The sequence below is a fragment of the Acidisoma sp. 7E03 genome, from assembly GCF_054665075.1.
Window position 1 is genome coordinate 239,464 of record NZ_BAAFHE010000005.1, and the last position, 24,559, is coordinate 264,022.

15 protein-coding genes are annotated in these 24,559 nt (G+C 68.7%); 11 read left to right on the forward strand and 4 right to left on the reverse strand.

What is annotated here, in order from left to right; genetic code table 11:
* Positions 1-54: 54 nt before the first annotated feature.
* Both ACYQ6W_RS10050 and ACYQ6W_RS10055 read right to left on the reverse strand, forming a co-directional pair.
* A complete protein-coding gene (locus tag ACYQ6W_RS10050) occupies positions 55-1,092 on the reverse strand; it encodes a substrate-binding domain-containing protein (RefSeq protein ID WP_459675095.1) in 1,038 nt (345 codons plus the stop codon).
* A 78-nt stretch (positions 1,093-1,170) separates the two neighbouring features.
* Entirely contained in the window at positions 1,171-2,232 is a 1,062-nt protein-coding gene (locus ACYQ6W_RS10055; RefSeq protein ID WP_459675096.1) for a LacI family DNA-binding transcriptional regulator, read from the reverse strand.
* Positions 2,233-2,502: 270 nt separating this feature from the next.
* On the opposite strand from ACYQ6W_RS10055, the gene dhaL reads away from it, so the two are divergent.
* From dhaL to ACYQ6W_RS10110, 11 genes are all read left to right on the forward strand, one after another.
* Positions 2,503-4,176 carry a dihydroxyacetone kinase subunit DhaL gene (gene dhaL, locus ACYQ6W_RS10060; protein ID WP_459675097.1) on the forward strand — a complete coding sequence of 558 codons (1,674 nt, stop codon included), beginning with the start codon at positions 2,503-2,505 and terminating at the stop codon, positions 4,174-4,176.
* A 170-nt stretch (positions 4,177-4,346) separates the two neighbouring features.
* The gene (locus ACYQ6W_RS10065; RefSeq protein ID WP_459675098.1) at positions 4,347-13,592 is read left to right on the forward strand and encodes a hypothetical protein; all 9,246 of its coding nucleotides are present in this window, start codon (positions 4,347-4,349) and stop codon (positions 13,590-13,592) included.
* A 229-nt stretch (positions 13,593-13,821) separates the two neighbouring features.
* Complete coding sequence (locus ACYQ6W_RS10070; RefSeq protein ID WP_459675100.1) at positions 13,822-14,697, forward strand: transketolase; 876 nt, start codon at positions 13,822-13,824, stop codon at positions 14,695-14,697.
* Entirely contained in the window at positions 14,694-15,653 is a 960-nt protein-coding gene (locus ACYQ6W_RS10075; RefSeq protein ID WP_459675101.1) for a transketolase family protein, read from the forward strand. Before ACYQ6W_RS10070 ends, ACYQ6W_RS10075 begins: the two co-directional genes overlap by 4 nt.
* A 3-nt stretch (positions 15,654-15,656) precedes the next feature.
* The gene (locus ACYQ6W_RS10080; RefSeq protein WP_459675103.1) at positions 15,657-17,153 is read left to right on the forward strand and encodes an FGGY-family carbohydrate kinase; all 1,497 of its coding nucleotides are present in this window, start codon (positions 15,657-15,659) and stop codon (positions 17,151-17,153) included.
* An 11-nt stretch (positions 17,154-17,164) separates the two neighbouring features.
* Positions 17,165-18,157: an ABC transporter permease gene (locus ACYQ6W_RS10085; RefSeq protein WP_459675104.1), complete on the forward strand. Its 993-nt coding sequence runs from the start codon at positions 17,165-17,167 to the stop codon at positions 18,155-18,157.
* Between the two features lie 60 nt (positions 18,158-18,217).
* A complete protein-coding gene (locus tag ACYQ6W_RS10090) occupies positions 18,218-19,171 on the forward strand; it encodes a substrate-binding domain-containing protein (RefSeq protein ID WP_459675105.1) in 954 nt (317 codons plus the stop codon).
* A 22-nt stretch (positions 19,172-19,193) separates the two neighbouring features.
* Positions 19,194-20,717, forward strand: a complete 1,524-nt coding sequence (locus ACYQ6W_RS10095) for a sugar ABC transporter ATP-binding protein (RefSeq protein ID WP_459675106.1) — start codon at positions 19,194-19,196, stop codon at positions 20,715-20,717.
* Between the two features lie 27 nt (positions 20,718-20,744).
* On the forward strand, positions 20,745-21,506 hold the full coding sequence (locus ACYQ6W_RS10100; protein WP_459675108.1) for an SDR family oxidoreductase: 762 nt from the start codon (positions 20,745-20,747) through the stop codon (positions 21,504-21,506).
* Between the two features lie 10 nt (positions 21,507-21,516).
* Positions 21,517-22,476, forward strand: coding sequence for a sugar-binding transcriptional regulator (locus tag ACYQ6W_RS10105; RefSeq protein ID WP_459675109.1), 960 nt, complete (start codon positions 21,517-21,519; stop codon positions 22,474-22,476).
* Positions 22,477-22,496: 20 nt separating this feature from the next.
* Positions 22,497-23,279, forward strand: a complete 783-nt coding sequence (locus ACYQ6W_RS10110; RefSeq protein ID WP_459675110.1) for an SDR family oxidoreductase — start codon at positions 22,497-22,499, stop codon at positions 23,277-23,279.
* 13 nt (positions 23,280-23,292) lie between these two features.
* On the opposite strand, the gene ACYQ6W_RS10115 is transcribed toward ACYQ6W_RS10110, so the two are convergent.
* Positions 23,293-23,607, reverse strand: a complete 315-nt coding sequence (locus tag ACYQ6W_RS10115) for a Rieske (2Fe-2S) protein (protein WP_459675111.1) — start codon at positions 23,605-23,607, stop codon at positions 23,293-23,295.
* Complete coding sequence (locus ACYQ6W_RS10120; RefSeq protein WP_459675112.1) at positions 23,604-24,551, reverse strand: VOC family protein; 948 nt, start codon at positions 24,549-24,551, stop codon at positions 23,604-23,606. Before ACYQ6W_RS10120 ends, ACYQ6W_RS10115 begins: the two co-directional genes overlap by 4 nt.
* Positions 24,552-24,559 lie beyond the last annotated feature (8 nt).

Below are 24,559 nucleotides of genomic sequence, written 5' to 3' on the forward strand. Positions count from 1 at the left end.
CGCGGGCCCCCGGGGCCTGCAGGAAGGGCGGCGTCGCCGCCGCCCCGCGCGGGATTACTTACCCCAGCAGAGCTTCGCGCCTTCCGCCGGCGTGATGGAGGCGAGGCCCGGCTGCGGCTTGGCCGTGATCAGCGCAGTGCCGGTATTCAAGAAATCCTTCCCGGCGCTGGCCTGCGGCTTCTGCCCGGTCTTTGCGTAGTCGACGATGGCCTTGATTCCGAGGGACGCCATCTTCAGCGGATATTGCTGTGAGTCGGCCGCGATGATGCCGGCCTGGACGCCGCGCACGCCGGTGCAGCTGCCGTCGATGGAGACGATCGTCACCTTGTCCGCCTTGCCCACGGACTTCAGGGCCTGATAGGCGCCGAAGGCCGCAGGTTCGTTGATGGTGTAGACGAGATTGATGTTCGGATCACGGGCGAGGAGGGATTCCATGCCCTTCTGTCCGCCCTCTTCGGAACCCGCCGTCACGGCATGGCCGACGATGCGCGGATCAGGCACGTCGAAGACCTGGGGATTGTCGATCTTGATGCCGAAGCCGGTGAGGAAGCCGTGGTCCCGCGCGACGTCCACGCTCGGATGTTCGATCGACACGTCGAGCATGGCGATCTTCGCGTCGGCGGCTTTGTCGCCGAGATAGGCCTTGGCCCATTGACCGATCAGCTCGCCGGCCTGGAAGTTGTCGGTGGCGAAGGTCATGTCGGCGGCGGAGACGGGATCGAGGGCGGTGTCGAGCGCGATCACCAGAAGGCCGGCCTGGCGGGCCTTCTCCACGGTGGGGACGATCGCCTTGCTGTCGGAGGCGGTGATGAGGATGCCCTTGGCGCCGTCCGCGATGCAGCTTTCGATCGCCGAGACCTGCGTCTGATTGTCGCCGTCATACTTGCCGGCATAGGTCTTGAGGGCGACGCCGAGCTTCTTCGCTTCGATGATGGCGCCTTTGCGCATCGTCACGAAATAGGGATTCGAATCGGTCTTGGTGATGAGGCAGGCGCTGACGGGTGCCGCCGCGGCGACGTGCGCGCCGGAGAGCAGGCCGAGGCCGACGAGGGAGGTGGTGGCAAGGGCGCGGAAAAGGCTCTTCTTGGTCATGTTCGTTTCCTGATCAAAAGATGTTTTGCAGGGGCGCTTGGGCGCCCTCTGTGGCCGTTACGCGGGTGGCATCGCTCCTCAGGCCCTCCTTTCGATCGCGAGCGTGGGTTCCTTCAGGCCTGCCTCGCATCCGCAGGAACTGCGCCGCTTGAAGACGACAGGCAGTTGCAAGAGACGCGGCGGCAGATCGGGATTGGCGAGACGCTCCAACAGCAGCCGCACGGCGTTTTCGCCGATGGCGGGGCAGGGCTGGGCGATCGTCGTCAGGTGCGGCTTGAAGAGATCGGTCCAGGCGAAATCGTCGAAGGAGACGAGGGCGACGTCCTCCGGCACGGCGAGGCCGAGTTCGCCCAAGGCCCGCAGAGCACCGAGCGTCATAAGATTGTTGGAGGCAAAGACCGCGGTCGGCGCTGCAGGCAGCGCGAAGAGGCGGTGGGTCGCGGCCCGCGCCGGTTCGGCGTTGTATTCGCCGCAGGCAAGAAGGGCTGGCTCGAAAGCTATGCCGGATTCGGTGAGGCCCCGGCGATAGCCCTCGATACGTTCTGCCGTCGAACTGAGGCCGGGCAGGCCGGTCACCATGCCGATCCGGCGATGGCCGAGGCTTGCCAGATGCCGGGTCAAGAGACGGGCCCCCTCCAGGTTGTCGACGACGACGGCGTCACAGGCAGGATCGGCGAGACGGTCGATCTGCACGACCGCGATCTGCTGCGCGGACAGCCGCGCGAGGGTCTCAGCCCCTCCGCCGGCCGATGGCGCAATCATCAGCCCGTCCACCCGGCGGTTGATGAGGATGTCAATTCCTTCGCGCTCCCGCTCGGGATCTTCGCTGATGCCGACGAGCACGACGGAATATCCCTCGGCGCGGGCGGCGGCCTCCGCGGCTTCCACGATGGAGGTGAAATGGGGATTGGAGATGTCGCCGATGGCGATGCCGATAGTGCGCGTTTCGGAGCGCTTGAGCGAACGGGCGAGGGAGTTCGGCGTGTAGCCCGTGGCTGAGATGGCATTCAGCACCTGGGCGCGCGTCGCCGCGGGCACGCGACGCGTACCGTTGATGACGTGGGATACCGTCGAGGTCGAAACGCCGGCGCGGGCTGCCACGTCCTGCATGGTCGCGAGCTTGGGCGGCCGCCGCCGCACCACCGGCTCCGGCGATGTCTCGGCAACCTCTTTACGCGGCCGTCCCCGGCGTGATGCGCGTGGCTTGTCCGGCGCCTGCACCCGTTTCCCCCGTTCGGCCGGTTATGCCCGGCGATTTTTCTCGCAAACGTTTGCGCATCATAATGCGCAGCGGGCCGGGGGACAACAGAAATGTATTCTGGGTTAACGGCACGGGGATTTCCCGGCCGACGGAAATCGCGGAGACTGCGCCTCGCCGAACGAACCCCAGAGAAGGTGCGAGGAGGACGCGTGAAAAAACTGATCAACGACCCGAGCCATGTGGTGCCGGAGATGCTGGAGGGCCTGGTCCGCCTGTCCCCCGGCCTTTCGCTTCTGCCGGACGCGCAGGTGGTGTGGCGGCGGGCAGCGCCGGCGGAGGTCGCCGTCATTTCCGGAGGTGGGGCAGGGCATGAGCCCGCCCATGCCGGCTATGTCGGGCCCGGTCTGCTGCATGCGGCGGTGGCGGGCGACGTCTTCACCTCGCCCTCTACCGATGCCGTGCTCGAGGCGATCCGGGCGGCCGCGGGCCCAGCCGGCGCCTTGCTCATCGTGAAGAACTATACCGGCGATCGGCTCAACTTCGGCCTCGCCGCCGAAATGGCGCGGGCCGAGGGGATTCCGGCCGAGGTCGTGATCGTCGCCGATGACACGGCGCTCGATGCCGGTCCGCACACGGCGGGGCGGCGCGGGATTGCCGGCACCGTCCTCGTGCACAAGGTGGCGGGTGCCGCGGCTGCCGCCGGGCTGGATTTGGCGGCGGTGAAGGCGGAAGCCGAAGCAGCGGCGGCGGCCCTCGGTACGATGGGCGTCGCGCTCTCCCCTTGCACGGTACCTGCGGCGGGGAAGCCCGGCTTCACCCTGGGCGACCGGGAGATCGAACTCGGCCTCGGCATCCACGGTGAGGCGGGCGTCGCGCGGCGGGACATCGCCGCGGCGGATGTTCTCACTGAAACCCTGCTCGAACGTATCATCAGAGAGACCGGGATCGCGCCGGGCGACCGGGCGGCGCTTCTGGTCAATAATCTCGGCGGCACGCCGATCATGGAACTGATGATCGTGGCGCGCCACGCCCTGCGGCTGCTGGAGCAGCGCGGCATCGTGGCGGAGCGCGCCTGGACCGGCACCTTCCTCACGGCCATCGAAATGGCCGGGTGTTCCGTCTCGCTCATGAAGCTCGATGATGCACGCCTCGCGCGGTTGGATGCGGCGGCGGCCGCGCCGGCCTGGGTGCCGGGCCAGGCGCCGCAAGGCGCGCTGCCCGTGCCGCCGCCGGCACCCGCGGCCGCGGCCCGGCCGGCGCGCAGCGAGCCGCGTTTCGATGCTGCGTTGCGCGCGATCTGTGCTGCGCTGACGGAGGCGGAGCCACGGCTGACCGCGATGGACCAGGCGGTGGGCGACGGCGATCTCGGTATTTCGCTCGCCCGTGGCGCGGCTGCGATCCTGAAGGCCATGCCGGAACTCGATCTCGCCGATCCGCCGGTGGCGCTCGCCAGTCTCTCCGGCTTGCTGCGCCGTGTGCTCGGCGGCACCTCCGGACCGCTCTACGCCGTGATGCTGCTGCGGGCTTCGCGCCAGTTGGAGGCCGCGGGCAAGCGCGACGCCGAGGCCTGGGCGGCCGCCTTCGGGGCAGGTGTCGCCGCCTTGGCCGAGTTGGGGGACGGCCGCGCCGGGGATCGCACCATGCTGGATGCCTTGCTGCCCGCCTCGGCCGCCTTCAGCGCGGCGGTCACCGCCGGGCGACCTCTGCCCGAGGCTCTGGCGGAGACCGCGGCGGCCGCCCGGCAGGGCGCTGCGGCGACGGCGACGATGACGCCGCGGCGCGGCCGATCGAGCTATCTCGGAGACCGGACCGCGGGCCACGTCGATCCTGGGGCGGAGGCCGTGGCCCTGTGGCTCGAAGCCCTCGCTGCCAGCTTGGGCTGACACCCGGCGGAGCAGGCCGGCGCCCTCCAACCGGCCTGCTCTCCCCTCCGTCGGTGGGATGCAACCGCAAAAAGTCACGCCCGATCGGGATTTCGGATCGATAAGGTAATGCTCCTTAAGGAAGAGTGGCCTAGCATCGTTCCGGGTCGAAACCGTTCAGGAAGATCACGATGCTGCTTGCGCGCCCGCTTCTCCTGGCGTCCTTGGGGCTGGCCTTGTCCGCCGGCGGGGTGGGATCATCCTGGGCGCAGACGACGAATTCCGCCGTCGTCGGGCCGAACTACTACAAGAACGTCCAGCAGTCGGGGGGCAATGGCAGCACTGGCTACGGCTGCCCCGACAGCAACGGCAATGCTGCGAACATCGGCGGCGGCCATAGCGGCTCGACAGGCCCTAACTTGACGGAAAGCTTCACGGACGGACTTCCCGCCAATTCCGCCTATGACGGCACGCTGGCGATCGTCGGCAGCACGGGCGGTGCCGGCGGCAAGGGGGGCAGCGACACGGATCCCACCGGTGTGGAGTGCAATTCCTATTCGAACCGCATCAATGGCGGGAACGGTGCCAACGGGAGCAATGGCGGAACCGTCACCACCACGGTTTCGGGCGGCAGCGGCAACAGCTTCTCGGGTAGCGGCATCGTCGTCTACAGCAAGGGCGGCGCAGGGGGCGCCGGCGGGGACAGCGATTATCCCTATGGCGGCTATGGCGGGTCCGGCGGTACCGGCGGCAATGGTGGCACGGTGTCGCTCACGAACAGCACCGCCATCACCACCACGGCCGTGGGTGCGCTCGGCATTGGCGTCGTCAGTGCCGGCGGCAATGGCGGCGCCGGCGGCAATGGCTCGACCAGCGGCAATGGCGGCGCGGGTGGTGCCGGCGGCGTCGGGGGCGCCGTCAGCATCACCAACAATGCGAGCATCAATGCCGAGCTTTCGACGGCCCTCTGGGCGGAGAGCATCGGCGGCATCGGTGCCAATGGCGGCTCGGGCGGTGGCGGCTATTTCGGCTTCGATGGCGGGTCGGGCGGTGGCGGCGGCTATGGCGGCAATGCCGGCACGGTGACGGTCGTCAACAACGGCAGTCTCAGTTCCAATTATCAGGGCGCGCGCGGCATCGAGGCGCAGTCGGTCGGCGGGGGCGGCGGCGATGCCGGGATTTCGGCGGGGCTGATCGCGCTCGGCGCCAATGGCGGCCCCGCGGGCTACGCCAGCACCGTGACCGTGAACAACACGGGCAGCATCAGCCTCACGGCGGGGTCGGAGGCCGGCATCTTCGCCCAGGCCGTGGGTGGCGCGGGCGGCGCCGGCGGCATGGCCTTCAGCGGCGCGCCCGGGCTGAGTGTCGCGATCGGCGGCACGGGTGGAGATGGTGGCAATGGTGCCCTGGTGCAGGTTTCCAATAGCGGCCGCATCTGCACGGGCAATTCCTGCAGCGGCGGCACGCCCAGTTCCAGCGCCGGCGCCGCCTATGGCATCGCCGCGCAGTCGATTGGCGGCGGCGGCGGCACAGGCGGCTGGGGCCTGTCGGGTTCCGCCTCCGCCGTGGCCGGCACGAGCTTCGCCGTCGGTGGCGCTGGCGGGTCGGGCGGCAGCGGCGCCAATGTCTTCGTCACCAATACCGGCAGCATCTCGACCAACGAGGTGAATTCGGAGGCGATCCTTGCCCAGTCGATCGGCGGTGGCGGCGGCGCGGGCGGCGGTGGCATCGCCTTCTCCATGGGCACGATCGCGGGGGCCGCTTTGTCCACGGGCGGCTCGGGTGGCGGTGGTGGCGGGGCCGGAACGGTCGGCGTCAACTGCATGACGAATGGCTATGTCACGCCGCAGGGCAGCGCCTGCGGTGCGGCGGGTGGCTATGCCATCGGTGGATACAGCACCGGCAGCATCGTGACCTCCGGCACCGGATCGGGCGGCATCGTGGCGCAAGCGATTGGCGCCGGCGGTGGCGCCGGCGGCTATTCCGTCTCGCTCTCGGGTGGCGCGGCCGCGGCCTTCTCCATGGGGGTCGGTGGCTCGGGTGGTTCAGGCGGTTGGGGCGGCACCGTCTTCGCGGGGTCACCCGGCACCAATGTCACGACAAGCGGCTCGGATTCCGCAGGCATTCTCGCGCAGTCGATCGGTGGTGGCGGGGGCGCCGGTGGCGGCAGCATTACCGGCAGCCTCGCGGCCGGCGCTTCCGTCAATCTCTCGGTCGGTGGCAAGGGTGGCTCGGGCGGTGCCGGCGTTCTCGCTGAAATCCAGAACCTGGGCGGCACCATCACGACGAGCGGTGCGCGCTCGCCCGGTCTCGTCGCACAATCGATCGGCGGTGGCGGCGGCAATGGCGGCGCTTCGATCTCGGCCAATGCGGCGGGGTTGGTGGCCGTCAATCTCGGCCTTGGCGGTTCGGGCGGCAGCGGCGGCTCGGGCGGCTGGGTCTATGTCGTCAACGACAACTACAACGGCCAAAGCGGCACGGGTACGATTTCCACCACGGGCTATCAGTCGAGCGCGATCATTGCGCAGTCCATCGGCGGCGGTGGCGGCAATGGCGGCTACCAGGCCTCCGGCACGCTGTCGCTCGACAGTTCCCTCGGCGTCAGCGTGGGCGGCCTCGGCGGTGGCGGCAATTACGCGAACATCGTCTCGGTCACCAATGGTGGTGTGCTCTCGGCTGCGGGCGGCGGTGCGCCCGTCATCCTCGCGCAATCCATCGGCGGCGGTGGCGGCAATGGCGGCTTCTCCGCCAGCGGCAATGTCGCCCTCAGCGGGGCGACGACCTTGAGCGTTGCGGGCACTGGCAGCAGCGGCGCGAGCGGCGGTGCCGTGACGGTCGACAACTATGCGGCCATCACGACCACTGGCAATGCGGTGACCACCGGCAATGCTCCCGGCATCCTGGCGCAGTCCATCGGCGGTGGCGGCGGCAATGGCGGCTTCTCCGCCAGTGGTGGTGTGGGGGGTGATTACGCGGCCAATCTCTCGATCGGCGGTACGGGCGGTTCGGGCGGCGCCGGCGGCAGCGTGACGGTGACCGGCAGCGGCCAGATCGCCCTCAACGGTCCGCTCTCTCCCGGCATCGCCGCGCAATCCATCGGCGGCGGTGGCGGCAATGGCGGCTTCGCGGTCGCCGGTGGTCTCTCGGAAGGCGTGGCTGCGAGCGCCAGTATCGGCGGGGGCGGTGGGGCCGGTGGCTCAGCCGGCGCCGTTTCGGTGACTCAGTCGACGAGCCCGATTAGCACCACGGGCAACCAGTCCGCCGCCATCCTCGCCCAATCCATCGGCGGATCTGGCGGCAATGGCGGCTGGGATGTCGCGGGTTCGCTCGCCGGTGCGGGCGCTGCCTCCGTCGGTCTCGGCGGCGCCGGCGGCGCCGGTGGGCAGGCCGGTGCAGTGTCGGTCTCAACCCAGGCGGGTGCGACGCTTCTGACCAACGGCTATCTTTCACCGGGCGTGCTGGCGCAATCCATCGGCGGCAATGGCGGCGCGGGCGGCTTCTCGGCCGATGCGGCCGGCTCCGCCTTCGTCTCCCCGGCCGTCGCCATCGGCGGCACCGGCGGGAGTGGCGCGAGCGGCAACAGCGTGTCGGTCGATGCCGAGGCGCTGGTCACGACGATGATGGCGCAATCGGCCGGGATCGTCGCGCAGTCCATCGGTGGTTCGGGCGGCAATGGCGGTGCGGCCGCGTCCGCGACCGGCGCCACCGGCAGCGGCGACAGCAAGGTCTCGGTCGGGGCCAGTGGAACGGCGGCAGGCTCCGGCACGGGCGGTGGCACCGGCGGGAGTGTCAGCGTGACGAGCGACGGGGGCGTGGAGACGGGGGCGGTGCAGTCGCCCGGCATTCTGGCGCAGTCCATCGGCGGTTCGGGCGGCAATGGCGGGGGCGCCTTCGCCTTCAGCGCCGCCGTCTCCTCCAGCGGCGCCGCGGCCTCTGTGGCTGTGGGCGGCAGTGGTGGCGTGGGCGGCACCGGCGGCGGCGTGACGATCAACCAGGCCGGCGAGATCACCACCGGCAGCAGCGGCGGCTATAGCGATCTTTCGCCGGGTATTCTCGCGCAATCCATCGGCGGCAATGGCGGCAATGGCGGGAGTTCCTTTGCCGATGCCATTTCGGGCCAGTATGCGGCTTCCGTCGCGGTGGGTGGCACCGGCGCGGTCGGCGGCAGCGCCGGCACAGTGACCGTCAACGCCGGCTATTCTCAGTCGATTGCGCCGAATGGCATCACCACCTATGGCGCCCAATCCCCGACCATCCTGGCACAGTCGATCGGCGGGGGCGGTGGCAACGGCGGCTGGTCGCAGAGCGATGCCTCCAGCAACGAATATGCCGCCGGCGTCGCGGTCGGCGGCAGTGGTGGTTCCGGCGGCAATGGTGGCGATGTCACCGTCACGCCCGCGGGCCCCTATGGCACTCTGCAAACCTATGGCGCCAATTCTGCCGGCGTCTTCGCGCAGTCGGTCGGCGGCGGCGGCGGCAATGGCGGTGCGGCGTCCACCGTCGCCACCGGTCAGGCCGGTGGCGAGATCAACGGCGGCGTTGCCTCCTATACCGGGCCAGGTTCTGCCACGGCCTCGAATCTCGCCTCCTCCTATACCTCCAACAGCCAGCCTTCGAGCGGCGACAGCGCGCCTGATGACGGCATTGCCGTCTCGCTCGGCATCGGTGGCTTTGCCGGCACCGGCGGGACCGGCGGTGCCGTGACGGTTATCAATACCGATACGATCGCGACCGCAGGCGCGCTCTCCACCGGTCTCTTCGCGCAATCGGTCGGCGGTGGCGGCGGCAATGGCGGCTCCGCCTCTTCGAATGCCAGCGGCGACAAATACTCCGCCTCCATCGGCCTCGGGGGCGGCGGCGGCACGGGCGGCGCTGCGGGGGCCGTGAGCGTCAGCAATGTCGGCAGCATCCAGACGGCCGGCGCCAATGCCGATGGCATCTTCGCGCAGGCCGTGGGCGGCGGCGGTGGCAATGGTGGCTCGGCCTCCAGTACCTCGACCAGCGGTGGCGTCGCCGCCGTGTCGATGGGCCTCGGCGGAACGGGCGCCGGCGGCGGCGGCACCGGCGCCGTGACGGTGACGAATTCGGGCGGCATCACCACAAGCGGTGTTCAGTCCATCGGCATCTTCGCGCAATCGGTGGCGGGCGGCGGGGGCAATGGCGGCGCCTCCAGCTCTGCGGCGACCCAAGCTTCGTCCAACTCCGCCGACAGTTCCGACCCGACGAGCAGCGCCAGCACCGGCAGCCTCTCGGGTTCGGCGAATGGCGGGACCAGCAACAGTGCCGCGGCTGGCAAAAGCAGTTCCAGTGAGGGCGGCGCCCAAGCCGGGGCCGATGGCGGCACCGCCGTCGGGCTGAGCATCGGTGGCGCCGGTGGCACCGGGGCCTCCGGCGCTGCTATCACCCTCACCAACACCGCCGGAATCAGCACCGCAGGTGCGCAGGCGACCGGCATCTTTGCCCAGTCTATCGGTGGCGGCGGCGGCAATGGCGGTGCCTCCACCACCAATGCCGATGCCAGCAAATACAGCGTCTCCCTCGCCCTCGGCGGCGTCGCCGGCGGTGGTGGCGGTGGCGGTGACGTCACCCTCACCACGGTCGGCACGGTGGCGACCGGGGGCGCCAATGCCGTGGCGGTGCTTGCCCAATCCGTGGGTGGTGGCGGCGGCACCGGCGGGGCAGCGAGCAGTACGGTGGGGCAAGGAGGGTCCGGCGCCATCGCGCTCGGTCTCGGCGGCTCTGGCGGCGCGGGTGGCGCGGGCGGGACGGTGTCCTTGACCGTGCAGAACGGGGGCTCGGTCTCGACCCAGGGTGCCTTTGCCAATGCACTCGTCGCGCAATCCGTGGGCGGTGGCGGCGGTATCGGCGGCAATGTCAGCACGGCGGCGACGGCCGGTAGCAGCAGCGGCAGCGGAGGCGGCAGCGCCAGCACGGGTGGCAGCGGCAATGGCGGCGGCGCCTCGGCCAGCAACGGCATCGCGGTCTCCGCCGGTCTCGGCGGGGCCGGTGGATCGGGCGGGGTTGGGGGCGCCGTGACCCTGAGCACGACGCAATCCGTTTTCACCAGCGGGGCGCTTTCCAACGCCATCTTCGCCCAATCGGTCGGGGGCGGTGGTGGCGCGGCGGGCTCGGCCACCACCAATGCCAACAATGGCAGTTACGCCGTGAGCCTGGGTCTCGGCGGAGCGGGGGGCACGGGCGGCCTCGGCGGTACGGTGTCGGTGACGGCGAGCGGTGCCCTCAGCACCAGCGGGGCACAGGCGGATGGCATCTTCGCCCAGTCCGTCGGTGGTGGTGGCGGCGCCGCAGGCAGTGACGACAGCACCGCGGCCGGCGGTGGCAAAGCCAGCATCGGCCTCGCCCTGGGCGGATCGGGGGGCACAGCGCAGACGGGCGGCGGTGTGACGGTGAGCGCGAGCGCGCCGGTGACGACCGAGGGCCTGGCGGCCATCGGCATCTTCGCGCAGTCCGTGGGCGGCGGCGGCGGGCTGGGCGGTGCCAGCCAGACCAGTGCGTCGAGCGGCGCGGATTCCTTAGGCTTCGCACTCGGTGGTTCCGGCAGCGCCGGCGGCGATGGCGGCAGCGTCTCGGTGTCCACCTCGGCCCTCGTTACCACCTCCGGTCTGCTCGCGCCGGGGATCATGGCGCAATCCGTGGGCGGTGGCGGCGGGGCTGGAGGTTTTGCCTCGGCGGGTGGTGGCACGCCGACCATCAGCTTCGGCAGTGACGGCAGTTCGGTGCAGGGGAGTGCCAATGCGTCCCTCGGTGGCGCGGGTGGCAATGGTGGGAACGGCATGGCCGTCTCGGTTTCGAGCACCGGCGGCATCACCACGATGGGCCATCAGGCGGTCGCGCTGCTGGCGCAATCAATCGGTGGCGGCGGCGGCATGGCGGGTGCGGCGGTTGCAGGATCAACACCCGTGATCAGCGGCCTGCTGGCACTCGGCGGTTCAGGCGGATCGGGTGGTGCGGGTGGCGCCGTCACGGTGACGCAGAACGGCGCGCTGACCACGAACGCCGCGCTTTCCCAGGGCATCATCGCCCAATCGATCGGCGGGGGTGGCGGCTTCGCGAACATGGTGAGCGGAGGGGTGACGCTGGGAGGTGCCGCGGGCGGCGCCGGTGGCACCGTCAGCGTCACGACAAAAGCCGGCAGCGCGATCATGACAAGCGGCAAGGAGGCCGTCGGGCTGATCGCGCAATCCGTGGGCGGCGGCGGGGGGCTGGCCAGCGCCAGCGGCTCTGCCACCTTGGGCGGCGGTTCCGGCGCCGGCAGTGCCGTCACCGTCACCACCAACGGCACGGTCAGCACCAGCGGTGGCAATGCCATCGGCATCCTGGCGCAATCCGTGGGCGGCGGCGGCGGCATCGTGCTTTCGCCGAGCGCGGCAGTCGCCGGCAGCTTCGCCTCCGGTAGCGGCAGCGGCGGCGATGTCACTGTCAGCGTCAACGGCAATGTCACGACCACAGGCACGAGTTCGGACGGAATTGTTGCCCAGTCGGTCACGGGTGGCGGCGGGCTGTATCAGAATGGGGAGAGCCTGGTGATGGGCAGCGGTGCCGGCGGCAGCGTCAGTACCAGCACCACAGGCGTGGTGACGGTGACAGTGGCACCGGGCGTGACCATCAGTGCCACCGGCGCGGGCTCGACCGGCATCGCCGCCTGGTCCAACACGGACCCGACGGTGACGGTGGGCGCCGGCGCTGCGGTGATCGGCGGCACGGACGGCACCGGCATCGCCCTCAACGGCCCCGCCAACGCGCTCTACAACAGCGGCACGGTGATGACGGCTGACGGCGCGAACGGAATGGCCGTCACTTCCAGCGCGGGGCCGGCCAATCTCTACAACCTCGGCACCATCGAGGGTTCGCTCGCCCTTACCCCTGCGGCCCCCAACCTGCTCGACAACCTGTCGGGCGGTACGCTTTTGGCCGGCTCAACTTTGGGCCTCGGCGGCGCCGGCACGCTCTACAACGAAGGCGTGCTGCAGCAGGCGAGCCCGGCCCTCGGGCAGACGGCGATCGACGGCACCCTGCTGCAAACGGGTACCGGCACGCTCGTGGTGCGTTTGGGCGAAGTCCAGGGGCAGAGCGACGTCTATGCCGTGAGCGGGCAGACGGTGCTGAATGGCCGGTTGCAGCCCGTCATCACCGATCTGCCATTGCTGGTGCAGGGCACGCGGCAGAATGCGGTGCTCGCAGGTCTCGGGCCTGTCTCCAGCCAGGGTCTCACGATCTTTGCGCCGAAGAGCGCCATCCTCGGCTTCAGCCTGGCCAATACCGGAGATGGGCTGACCCTGACGACGAGCGCCGATTTCACGCCAAACGGCCTGTCCGGCCCCGCGGAGACTATCGGACGGATCATTGCCCAGATTCAGGCGGGCGGCAGCGCGCCCCTGTTCCAGGCGATCGTCCCGGGGCTTGCCGTACAGCCGACGGTACAGGCGCTGGACATCGCCTATCGCACCGTTTCGGCGGACATGGCCTCGGCCATTCCGCAATCGACAATGGAGGCGACCAACCTTGCTCTTACAACCGTGACCGATCAACTCGATGCTTGGAGGATCGGGGACGTCACGGGTCACCTCACGGGCGCCGCGGCGGGCCGCGGGCCGCATGTCTGGGCGACGCCCACGGTGATGACGGCGAGCGGCAGCGGCACCTATGCGAGCCACGTCTATGGTGGCGCCGGCGGTGCGGAGGGGCAGGTGCACGGCACCTCGCTGCTGCTAGGCGGCGCGATCAGCGGCGCGCAATCCGTCTTCTCCACCTCCGCGCCCTCGGCGAGCGGAACGGCGACGAATATCGGCGCCAGCCTCTATGCCTTGAATCCCGTCGGCCAAGGCTATGTGTCCGGCATCCTCTATGGCGGGGGCGGTAGCACGAGCTTCGATCACAGTCTGACGACGGCCGACGGTTCTTATGTTCCTTCCGTCGATCTCAGCAACGTCATGCTGGCCGGCCGGATCGAGGCCGGGTACCGTATGCGTCTCTTGAGCACACCGGCGCATGTCACGCCCTTCATCGCCATCCAGCCGATGCAGCTATGGCAGGGCGGCGGCAACGAGAGCATTGCACCCTATGGCAACACGCTGATCTATCAACAGACCAGCATCACCGCCTTGCCGGCCTATCTCGGCGCTCAGTTCGACGGGCGCTTCATCCTCGGCAACGGCGCGACGCTGGCACCCTTCCTCAGGCTCGCCTGGATGCATGATTTTCTGCCCAACCGTGACGTGCCCCGCGCCTTTGCCGCCGCCCCGGATCTGACCTTCAGCGGCACCGGGACGCCGATCGTTGATAATGCAGCCGTCTTGCATGTTGGCGCGGAATACGGTCTCGGGGCGCATATGACGCTGACGGCCTCTCTCGATAGCCAGCTGTCACCGAGCTATACGAGCCTCGCGGCTACGGGCGGTTTCGCCTATCGCTGGTAGCCGCCGGACGCGTGAGAGGGGCGGCGAGAAGATCGAACGCCGCCCCGTCTCCTTTTTCTCCCATCCCATGACACGACGCGCTGCGTGAGCCTCCGCTCGGGCCGAGGCTGACGGGCGGGGACTCTCGTCTACAGATTCCGCTTGACGCCCTCGCCTGCTTTCCGCATCCTGAATGTCAATTCTTGCGTGAATAAATATACAACCCTCTGGGATGGAAGCGACTGGCCTGATGGCGGATTTCCCGATCATGCGTCCGAGCCCGGATATTCGGGTGCGGTTGGAGACGGCCGAGGCTGACGCGCGCCGCGAAGCGCTGCAGGCGATCGCGCGCGACGTCCGTCTCCTCGTGCTGCGCACCATCGACCGCGCGCGCGCCGGCCATATCGGCGGGGATTTCTCCGTGACCGATATTCTGACCACCCTGTTCTTCAGCGTGCTCAACCTCGACCCGCAAAACCCTGCCTGGGAAAAGCGTGACCGCTTCATCCTCAGCAAAGGCCATTGCTCGGCCGCGCTTTATGCGACCTTGGCGCTCCGTGGTTTCATCCCGGTGGACGCGCTCGATACCTTCATGGCGCCCCTCTCCGCGCTCAATGGCCATCCCAATCGCCGCAAGGTGCCGGGGGTGGAGGCGAATACCGGGCCGCTCGGCCACGGCCTGCCGATCGGCCTCGGCTGTGCGATCGCGGCGCGGCTCAAAGGCCAGGATTGGCGAAGCTTCGTGGTGCTCGGGGACGGGGAATTGCAGGAAGGCTCGAACTGGGAAGCGGCGATGGCCGCCGGCCATCGCGGCCTCGGCAACCTCACCGCCATTATCGACCGCAACCGGCTGCAGCAGGGTGCGCGTACGGAGGAGACCAACCGGCTCGATCCGCTCGCCGACAAGTGGGCGGCCTTTGGCTGGCAGGTGCAAGAGGTGGACGGTCACGACGTGGATGCGCTGCATCGCGCACTCTCGGCGCCGTCTGGCACCCAGCCGCGTTGCATCATCGCCCATACCATCAAGGGAAAAGGCGTGTCCTTCATCGAAGACCGGGTCGAATGGCACCATAAGGTCCCCTCCGCCGAACAGGTTGAGCAGGCAGCGAAGGAGCTTGCGGCATGAGCGAGGAAAGACCGGACGCGCCGGGCGCACCGCCGAGCTTCGATTGCCGGGCGACCTTCGCCGAGACGATGGTCGCGCTTGCGCGCCAGGATGAGCGCATCGTGGCCGTCTGCAACGATTCCGTGGGTTCGAGCAACCTGGGCGGCTTTCAAAAGGAGTTTCCCGATCGGCTGATCAATGTCGGGATCGCCGAGCAGAATATGGTGGGCGTGGCCGCCGGTCTCGCCAATGCCGGCTTCGTGCCCTACGTCAGCTGCGCTTCGCCCTTCCTCACCGGCCGCGCGCTGGAGCAGATCAAGGCCGACATCGCCTACAACAACTATCATGTCGTGCTCTGCGGCCAGAGCCCGGGCATGGCCTATGGCGAATTGGGCCCCACGCATCATTCGCTCGAAGATTTCGCTTGGATGCGGGCACTCACGGACATGACGATCCTTGTGCCGGCGGACCCAGAGCAGACCCGCGCGGCGCTGCATTGGGCGGCCCATGCCGACCGGCCGATCTTCATGCGCATCGGCCGCCACAAGGTGCCGGCCGTGACACCTGAGGGCGAGGGCTTCACACCCGGCCGCGCGAGCCTGCTGCGGGACGGGCAAGACCTCACCTTCATCGCCTGTGGCACGATGGTGTCGCGGGCGCTGGCCGCCGCGGAGCTGCTCGCCGCGGAGGGCATCACCGCGCGCGTGCTGAACATGACGACGATCCAGCCGCTCGACGAAACGGCCGTGATCGCCGCCGCGCGGGAGACGGGGGGAATCGTCACCGCGGAGGAAGCGATCATTCATGGCGGGCTGGGTTCGGCCGTTGCCGAATGCGTCGTGCGCCATTGTCCCGTGCCCATGCGCATCCTCGGCATGCCCGGCTTCGCGCCCACCGGCAGCACGAATTTCCTACTCGACCATTTCCACCTCAACGCCGAAGGCCTCGCAGCCGCCGGCCGCGAATTGGCGGGCTGAGCCATGGCAGCGGCGGCCGTCCTCGCCATCGACCAGGGCACGAGCGGCACCAAGGCCGTTCTCGTCGATGCGACGGGCGCCATTCGGGCGCGTGGCTTCGCCGCTCTGGAGGAGACGCATCCGGCACCCGGCTGGGTGGAGCAGTCGCCCGAGGCGATCCGCGCGAGCGTGCGCGATGCGGTTGCCGCCTGTCTTGCGGCGGTGCCGGACATTGCGGTGCAGGCCGTCGGCCTCAGCACGCAGCGCGAATCCGCCGTGTTGTGGAACCGTATGACCGGCGAGGCGCTGATGCCGGTGATGAGCTGGCAAGACCGCCGATCGGCCGAGCTCTGTGACGCGCTGCTCGCGCGGCCCGCGGCCTCGCGGATTCAGAGCCTGAGCGGTCTGCCGCTCGACCCCATGTTCTCCGCGGCCAAATTTGCCTGGGCCTTGCGTCATCACGACGGGGTGGCGGCGGCCGCGCAGGCCGGCCGATTGGCCTGCGGCACCGTGGATGCCTGGCTGCTCGCCGGCTTCGGCGGCGAGCCCGTGACCGAAATCGGCAATGCCTCGCGCACGCAGTTGCTGCGCACGGCAGAGAGCGTGTGGGACGAGACGCTTCTCGGTCTCTTCGGCGTTCCGGCGAGCGCCCTTCCGACACTTCGTCCCTCCACCGGTCCCTTTCCGGGCACGCGCGGCCTCTCGCCTTTGCCCGATGGCACACCCGTCCTTGCCGTGATGGGCGATTCCCATGCCGCCCTCTTTGCGCATGGCGTCTTCACGCCCGGCGCCGTGAAGGCGACCTACGGCACCGGCTCCTCCATCATGGGTTTGATCCCGGGGCCGGCCGCGCTCGGCCATGGCCTGTGCCTGACCATCGGCTGGCAGCGCGCGGGCAGCCCGCCTGCCTTCGCCGCCGAAGGCAATGTGCGGGCGACGGGTGCGGCCCTTCGCTGGATGGCCCGCCTCCTCGGCATGAGCGTTGAGGCGATGGCCGATCTCGGCGCCGCGGCACCGAGCCGGGGAGCGGCCCTGGTGCCGGCCTTCACCGGTCTCGGCGCGCCCTATTGGGACCGTGAGGCGCGCGGCTTGATCGCCAACCTCACCCTCGACATGGGCCCGGAAGACCTCGCCCGCGCCGCGCTCGAGGCGGTGGTCCATCAGGTCACCGACGTGGTGGAGGCGATCGGCAGCGAAGGCGTGATGATCGACCGGCTCTTCGCCGATGGCGGCCCCAGCCGCAACGCGGCGCTGATGCAGATGCAAGCGGATTGTCTCGGCTGCCCGGTGCTCCGATCCGAAACGGCCGAGCTATCGGCCCTCGGTGTTGCCCATCTCGCGGGGCTGGAAGCGGGGCTTTGGTCGATGGCGGACCTCGCTGCACTGCCCCGGCCGCATGAAGCGCTGACGCCGCAGGCGGATCAGGCCACCCGCTCCGCGGCCCGCGTGGCTTGGAGACAGGCGGTGGCGCGCGCCCGCTCCTCGCATAGCCTGCAGAAGGCGGCCGGAAGAGCCGCATGAAGGGAAGAGCGATGTCCACCTCCACCTCCACCCGAGGCGGCACCGGCGCCGGCCAGGGCCGCGCGCTCGTCGCCCGCTTCGCCAGCGGCACGCAGGGGCCGTTGATCGGCCTCGTCCTGCTCTGCATCGTCTTCTCGCTGACCAGCGATGTCTTTCTCGCGACCCGCAACTTCCTGAACGTGATCGATCAGGTCACGGTGCTGGGCATTCTCGCGCTCGGCATGACGGGCGTCATCATCATCGGAGGTATCGACCTTTCGGTCGGCTCCATTCTCGCCGTGTCCTGCATGGTCTTCGGCTGGCTGCCGCAGGATTTCGGCGTGCCCTATCCACTGGCGGTGCTGCTCGCGCTGCTTGCGGGCGGCGCCTGCGGCCTGGTCAATGGCTTGCTGGTCACGCGGGCAAAGCTGCCGCCCTTCATCGCGACCTTGACGGTGATGTCGGTCGCGCGCGGCCTCGCCAATCTCACCACGGGCGGCGAGCAGGTGGTAGGATACCCAGGCTGGTTCACCAAGCTCGCGACGGTACGCCATCTCGGCTTCCTGTCCATCACCGTCGCGCTCTTCATCCTGCTGGCCATCGCCGGGGCGATCTTCCTGCGCTATCGCGCGACCGGCCGCAGCCTCTATGCGATCGGCGGCAACGCCGAGGTGGCGCGTCTTGCCGGCATTCACGTGCAGCGGCTGACCGTCTGGGTCTACGTCGTCTCCGGCGTGCTGGCGGGGCTTGCGGGCCTCGTGCTGTCGGCCCGGCTCGATTCTTCGCAGCCGAGTGCCGGCCTCGGCTACGAGCTGGACGCGATTGCGGCCGTCGTCATCGGAGGTGCGAGCCTCTCCGGCGGCATCGGCAGCATCGGCGGCACCGTGGTCGGCGTCCTCATCATCGGTGTTCTGCACAACGGGCTCAACCTCGTAGGCGTGTCGCCCTTCATCCAGCAGATCATCATCGGCTGCGTCATCGCCGCCGCCGTGACCATCGACAAGTTCCGCCGGCAAGGGGGTTGAGAGACCGCGCCCCTGCCGCGCGTACGTGCCTGCTCAACAATCAAGAATAAGGAAACACGCATGTTCAAGATGAAATGGCGCCTGATGGGCTTCTCGGCTCTGGCCGCTCTCGGCTTTGCCGCAGCTCCTCTGCTGACGGCGCCGCAGGCCCGGGCCGACGAGCCCACCATCGGCCTCGCGGTTGCCAATCTGCAGGCGAATTTCTTCAACCAGATCAAGCAGTCCGTGGAAGCCGAGGCGAAGGCCAAGGGCGTGAAGGTGATCGTGGTAGACGCGCATGGGGATAGCGCCACCCAGGTCAACCAAATCCAGGATCTCATCACCCGCGGCGTCAAGGCGCTGATCTACATCCCGGCGGGTGCCACGGCGGCCGGCGTGCCGGTGCAGGCGGCGGAAGCGGCCCATATTCCGGTGATCGCCGTGGACCGTAACCCACCGGATGCCCCGGCAACCACCTTCATTGCCACCAACAGCGTGGAAGCCGCCCATACGCTCGGCGACTATGTGTGCAAGATCTCCGGCGGCAAGGGTGAGCTCGCCATCATCCAGGGCCAGCTCGGCACCACGCCGGAAGTCGACCGCAACAAGGGCTTCAACGACGCGATGGCCAATTGCCCCGGCATCAAGCAGGTGGCGAAGCAGGCGAGCCAGGAGTGGTCGCAGGCCGAAGGCTTCAACATCGCGCAGGACATGCTGCAGCGCCATCCGGACATCACGATCTTCTTCGGCCGGGCTGACGCCTTGGCGCTTGGTGCCGCACAGGCCGTCAAGGTCGCCAATCTCGGGCATCCGGTGATCGTCGTCGGCTTCGATGGCGACACGGCGGGGCTGAAGGCGGTGCAGGATGGGGTGCTGGCCGCCACAATGACGCAGCAGACGCAGAAGATGGGCCGCATGGCGGTGGATTCGGCGCTCGATCTGATGGCTGGCAATACGGTGCCGAAGGAACAGCTTCAGCCGGCGGTGCTGACGACGAAGGACAACGTCGCACCCTTCATCGCCCAGCATCCGTAAGGCGGGCGGAGTACCGGGTGACATGACAATGGTCGAGACTTTTGCAGACCCCGCGACGATGGAGGAACGCGCCGTGCGTCTTTCCGTCCGTGGGGTGGGAAAGAGCTTCGTCGGCACCCGGGTTCTGCACGATGTCGATCTCACCGTGCGAGAGGGCGAAGTGGTCGCTCTCCTCGGTGAGAACGGCGCCGGAAAATCAACCCTCTCGGCTATCATCGCTGGTCTCATCCGCCCCGATACCGGCGGTATGAGCTGGGAGGGTGGCGCTTACGCGCCTGCGTCGCCGGGCGATGCCATGAGCCACGGCATCGGCCTGATCCATCAGGAAATGCGGCTGCTGCCGGATCTCACGGTTGCGGAGAACGTCTTCGTCGGCCGTCTGCCCATGCGGGGCGGTCGCGTCGATCGGGCTGGCATGCGGGCCGAGGCCGCCGAACAGCTGCGCCGCCTCGGTCTCGACATCTCCCCGGATACGCCGGTGCGCAAGCTGCGCGTTGCGGCGCAGCAGCAGGTGGAGATCGCCAAGGCGCTGACGCTGAAGGCGCGGCTTCTCATCCTCGATGAGCCGACGGCCGCTCTGGGCGGCGGTGAGACCGACAGGCTCTTCGCCCAGATCGAGCGGCTGAAGGCGGAAGGCTATTCCTTCATCTATATCAGCCATCGTCTGGAAGAGATCGCGCGCATCGCCGATCGTGTCGTCGTGCTACGCGACGGGCGCAAGGTCGCCGAGCATGAGACGGCCCAGGTGCCGGTCGATCTGCTGCTGCGCGACATGGTGGGGCGCAGCATCGACCGCCTGTTTCCGCACATGGCGTCGCCGGGCGCGCGGGAGGTGCTGCGGCTTGACCAGCTCACCGCGGCGGACGGCGCCTTCAGCGACATCAGCTTCGCCGTGCGCGAAGGCGAGATCTTCGGCATTGCCGGCATCGTGGGCGCCGGGCGCACCGAACTGGTCCGCGCCATCGCCGGTGCGGACCCCGTGGCGAGCGGGCGCATCACCCTCGACGGGCGCGCGCTGCGCCTCGCGAGCCCGGCCGATGCCATTCGCGCCGGCATCGTGCTGGTGCCGGAAGACCGCAAGGGCCAGGGCGTGCTTCTGGAACAGACGATCGGCGACAATCTCGCCTTGGGCAATATGGATCGGGTCGGCACCCAAGGCTGGGTGATGCCGCATCGGGTGCGGGACTTTGCGGCGCGCCTGATCGAGCGACTGGGCGTCAAGGGCAGGCCGGGGCAGCAGGCGCGCTACCTCTCCGGCGGCAACCAGCAGAAAGTGGTGATCGCCCGCTGGGTTGCGCGGGCACCCAAGGTCTTCATCCTCGACGAGCCGACGCGCGGCATCGATGTCGGTGCCCGCGCTGCGATCTATGAGGTCATCGCCGAACTCGCGCGCAGCGGCATGGCCGTGATCGTGGTGAGTTCGGATCTCGAAGAAGTGCTCGGCCTGTCGCATCGCGTGATGGTGCTCGCCCGCGGCCGGCAGATGGGTGTGCTTGACAGGGCAGACGCGAACAACGTCGCAGTCATGGCGCTGGCGACCGCCTGATCCGTGCGGCCAAGAAAGGATGATGGGATGGACCTTTTCACGCTGACGGGCGAAGTGGCCCTGGTGACGGGGGCGGGCAGCGGCATCGGCCAGCGCCTCGCTGTCGGGCTGGCCGAGGCGGGGGCGGATGTCGCCTGCTTCGACCTGCCGTCGAGCGCCGGGCTTGCCGAAACCGAGCGGCGTATTCGGGCGCTCGGCAGGCAGGCGGTGATTGCAACGGGGGACGTGACCCGGGCCGAGGATCTGGCGGCCGCGGTGGCGGCGGCAGAGAGGCTGGGGCCGCTCTCCATCGGCCTCAACTGCGCCGGCATCGCCAATGCCGCGCCGGCGGAGGAGATGCCCGCCGCGCAATGGCAGCGCATGTATGACGTGAACGTCACCGGCGTCTTCCTGTCCGCCCAGGCGGAGGCGCGGGTGATGCTGCCGCGCAAGCGGGGCGCCATCGTCAACATCGCCTCCATGTCCGGCGTCATCGTCAACCGCGGTCTTCTGCAGGCACACTACAACAGCGCCAAGGCGGCGGTCATTCACCTCTCCAAGTCGCTCGCCATGGAATGGAGTGACCGGGGCATCCGTGTGAACTCGATCAGCCCAGGCTATACCGCGACGCCCATGAACATCCGCCCTGAGGTCGCCGATCAGGTGAAGCAGTTCGAGGCGGATACGCCCCTTGGCCGGATGGCACAGGTGGACGAGCTAGTCGGTCCCGCCGTATTCCTGGCAAGCCGTGCCGCTTCCTTCGTGACCGGGGTCGATCTTCTGGTGGATGGCGGTTTCGTATGCTGGTGAAGGACCGACCTTGCCGAGACCCGATGAACTGCGCCTGATCGCGCGCGTGGCGCGCATGTACCATCTCGAAGACATCAAGCAATCCGACATCGCGGACCGCCTGATGATTTCGCAGGCGACGATTTCCCGCCTGCTGCGGCGGGCGCGGGAAGAGGACATCGTGCGCATCAGCGTGCGCACCCCCTCCGGCACCTTCCCGGAACGCGAAGAGAGCCTGTGCCGTAAATTCGCGATGCGCGAGGTTATCATCGCGGAATGCGCCGAGGAGCGGGAAGGCCAGATCCTGCGACGCATCGGCGAAGCGGCGGCGCATTATCTCGAGACGACCCTGCAACCGGGGGAGATCATCGGCATCTCCTCCTGGAGTGAATCTCTGCTCCACACGGTTGAAAACATTCATCCGCCGCGCAAGGCGACGCAGGGACGGGTGGTGCAGATCCTGGGCGGCATGGGCGACCCGAGCGTGCAGAAGCACGCGACCAATCTCACGCGGCGGCTCGCCCAGCTGGTGGGGGCGCAGCCGCAACCTCTGCCGACGCAAGGGGTTACGCATTCCAAGACGGCGCAGGAAGCGCTGATCGGCGACCCCTTCGTGCAGGAGACGATGCGTTACTTTCCGCAGATCACGACAGCGCTCGTCGGCATCGGTGGTGTTGAGCCGTCCAAACTGCTGGCCGATAGCGGCAATGTTTTCACGCCGGACGAACTGGCCGAACTCGCGCGGCTTGGCGCGGTCGGCGATATCTGCCTCAATTTCTTCGATGCGCAGGGCAAGCCGGTGCCCTCCGCCTTTCAGGAACGGGTCATCGGGATCACCCTGGAAACCCTGCGGACCGCGCGGCGCGTCGTCGCGGTCGCCGGGGGCGCGCGCAAGCGGGCGGCGATCCTGGGCGCGATGCGCGGTGGCCTGATCGACGTGCTGATCACCGACCAATACACGGCTGCGTGGCTGGACGCTGCGCAGACCTGATAAAATGAGGGAGTGGCGCCATGGGTTTTCTGGACGGAAAGGTGGCGGTCGTCACGGGCGGTAGCCGGGGCATCGGGGCTGCGATCGCCGCGCGCTTTCTGCGCGAAGGGGCCGCCGTGGTCCTGGCCGCCAACGATGCGGCGGTGCATGAGACGGCGGCCGGCTTCGCCGCGGCCGGCGGCTGCGCCGCCGCCATCCTCGCCGACGTGACGAAAGCCGCCGATGTCGCCGCCATCTACGATCTCGCGGAAAGCCGCTTCGGGGGCGTCGACATCTCCGTGCAGAATGCCGGCGTCATCACCATCGCCCGGATCGAGGAGATGACGGAGGCGGAGTGGGACCGGGTGATGGAGGTCAATACCAAGGGCGTCTTCCTCTGCTGCCAGGCGGCGATCGCGCGCATGCGGAAGAGCGGGCAGGGTGGGCGGATCATCAACACGGCGTCCGGCCAGGCGCGGCAGGGCTTCATCTTCACGCCCCATTATGCGGCAAGCAAATTCGGCGTTGTCGGCATTACCCAGAGTCTCGCCAAGGAAGTGGCGAAGGAGGGCATCACGGTCAATGCCTTCTGCCCCGGCATCATCGAGACCGAGATGTGGGCCTATAACGATACGGCCTGGGGCAAGCTGCTCGGCACCTATGCGCCCGGTGAGCTGATGGCGGAATGGGTGCGCAACATCCCCATGGGCCGTGCCGGGCGCGGGGAGGACGTGGCCGGGCTCGTCGCCTTCCTCGCCGGGCCGGACGCCGCCTATATCACGGGGCAGACGATCAACGTCGATGGCGGGCTGATCATGTCCTAAACGTCTTCGCCCTTCACGCTTCGCGAAAGATCCAGCCATCCGCGCGCAGATGGAGACGGACGGCAGGCAGCTGCCGGCCGAGGCAGGGGCCGGCAAGGCATTCCCCGGTCTCGATCGCGAAGAGGGCGCCATGGGCGTGGCAGGCGATATGGGCGCCGTCCCCGCTCATATAGGCATCCTTCCGCCAGGCGAGCGGCGTGTCACCGTAATGCGGGCAGCGGTCTTCATAGCCGAAGACCGCGCCGCCCCGGCGGACGATGAAGAAGCTGCCGAAGCCCTTGGCCCCGCCATCCGGCAGATCATCGAGATGGCAGAGCGCGCCCTTCACCGGGCAGCGCCCGGCGGCGGGCCGCCGCCCGGCATCCACTTCTCGCGATACTGGAACAGGAAGACCTGGCTTGCCTCGGGCGAGAAGGGCGCTTCGCGCGGCTCCCAGGCCTCGTCATGCTGGTCCATATCGGCGTCATATTCGAAATGGCAGCCAAACGGGCTGTTGAAATACCAGAACCAGTTGGAGCCGAATTTGTGCCGGCCCGGCCCCCAGAAGGACTGGTAGCCCGCTTCGGTGAATCGGTAGCCCGCCAGCATCAGCTCGCTCGGGCCGCCCATGTGGAAGGCGAGATGTTCGCAGCCCTGCATGTAGGGCGGTGTCTGGATGAAGAAGAGCGTGTGGTGGTCTGGGTTGCCGCCGGGGCGCAGGAAGGGGCCTGCGCCCAGCAGCGTATCCGTCACCCGGAAGCCGAGCCGCTCGGCATAGAAGCCCTGGGCGCGGGCGAGATCGGGCACAAAATAGACGACGTGGGAGAGGGTACGGGGCTTGGGGTCCGCATCCGGGCGGACGCCGAGTTCGTTCGGCAGCCGCTGCGCGGGCGCGCCGGGCGCGTTGATCTTCTCGGCCGGCATGCTGAGGCTGCGGCGCGTGGTGACCCTGAAGGCGAGGGCGAAGCCGAGATCGTCGGTCGCTTCGATGGAGCCGTCGGGCATCCGTTCCACCCTCCGGTCCCGCGCGAGTTCGGTTTCGATGGCGGCGAGCGTTGCTTCATCAGCGACGCCGTAGACGGTTTGGCGGAGAAGATTTCCGGAGGCGAGGGGCGGGGGCAGGCGCCGATCGTCCTTGCGGCTGAGGATGATGCCAGTACCGTCCAGCGCAGTGAAGAAGGGCCGGCCGTCGGCGGCCTCTTCCTGTTGCAGGCCGAAATCGAGCAGATAGCGCGTGCATCCTTCGATGTCGTCCACGCCGAAGAACAGGGCGTCCGGTCCGATGATGTTCATGACAGATA

Excerpts from the sequence above, each read along its gene's own strand:
- ACYQ6W_RS10050 (WP_459675095.1), bottom strand. The coding sequence starts at position 1,092 with ATGACCAAGAAGAGCCTTTTCCGCGCCCTTGCCACCACCTCCCTCGTC.
- ACYQ6W_RS10065 (WP_459675098.1), top strand. The coding sequence starts at position 4,347 with ATGCTGCTTGCGCGCCCGCTTCTCCTGGCGTCCTTGGGGCTGGCCTTG.
- ACYQ6W_RS10070 (WP_459675100.1), top strand. The coding sequence starts at position 13,822 with ATGGCGGATTTCCCGATCATGCGTCCGAGCCCGGATATTCGGGTGCGG.
- ACYQ6W_RS10075 (WP_459675101.1), top strand. The coding sequence starts at position 14,694 with ATGAGCGAGGAAAGACCGGACGCGCCGGGCGCACCGCCGAGCTTCGAT.
- ACYQ6W_RS10080 (WP_459675103.1), top strand. The coding sequence starts at position 15,657 with ATGGCAGCGGCGGCCGTCCTCGCCATCGACCAGGGCACGAGCGGCACC.
- ACYQ6W_RS10085 (WP_459675104.1), top strand. The coding sequence starts at position 17,165 with ATGTCCACCTCCACCTCCACCCGAGGCGGCACCGGCGCCGGCCAGGGC.
- ACYQ6W_RS10090 (WP_459675105.1), top strand. The coding sequence starts at position 18,218 with ATGTTCAAGATGAAATGGCGCCTGATGGGCTTCTCGGCTCTGGCCGCT.
- ACYQ6W_RS10095 (WP_459675106.1), top strand. The coding sequence starts at position 19,194 with ATGACAATGGTCGAGACTTTTGCAGACCCCGCGACGATGGAGGAACGC.
- ACYQ6W_RS10100 (WP_459675108.1), top strand. The coding sequence starts at position 20,745 with ATGGACCTTTTCACGCTGACGGGCGAAGTGGCCCTGGTGACGGGGGCG.
- ACYQ6W_RS10110 (WP_459675110.1), top strand. The coding sequence starts at position 22,497 with ATGGGTTTTCTGGACGGAAAGGTGGCGGTCGTCACGGGCGGTAGCCGG.
- ACYQ6W_RS10120 (WP_459675112.1), bottom strand. The coding sequence starts at position 24,551 with ATGAACATCATCGGACCGGACGCCCTGTTCTTCGGCGTGGACGACATC.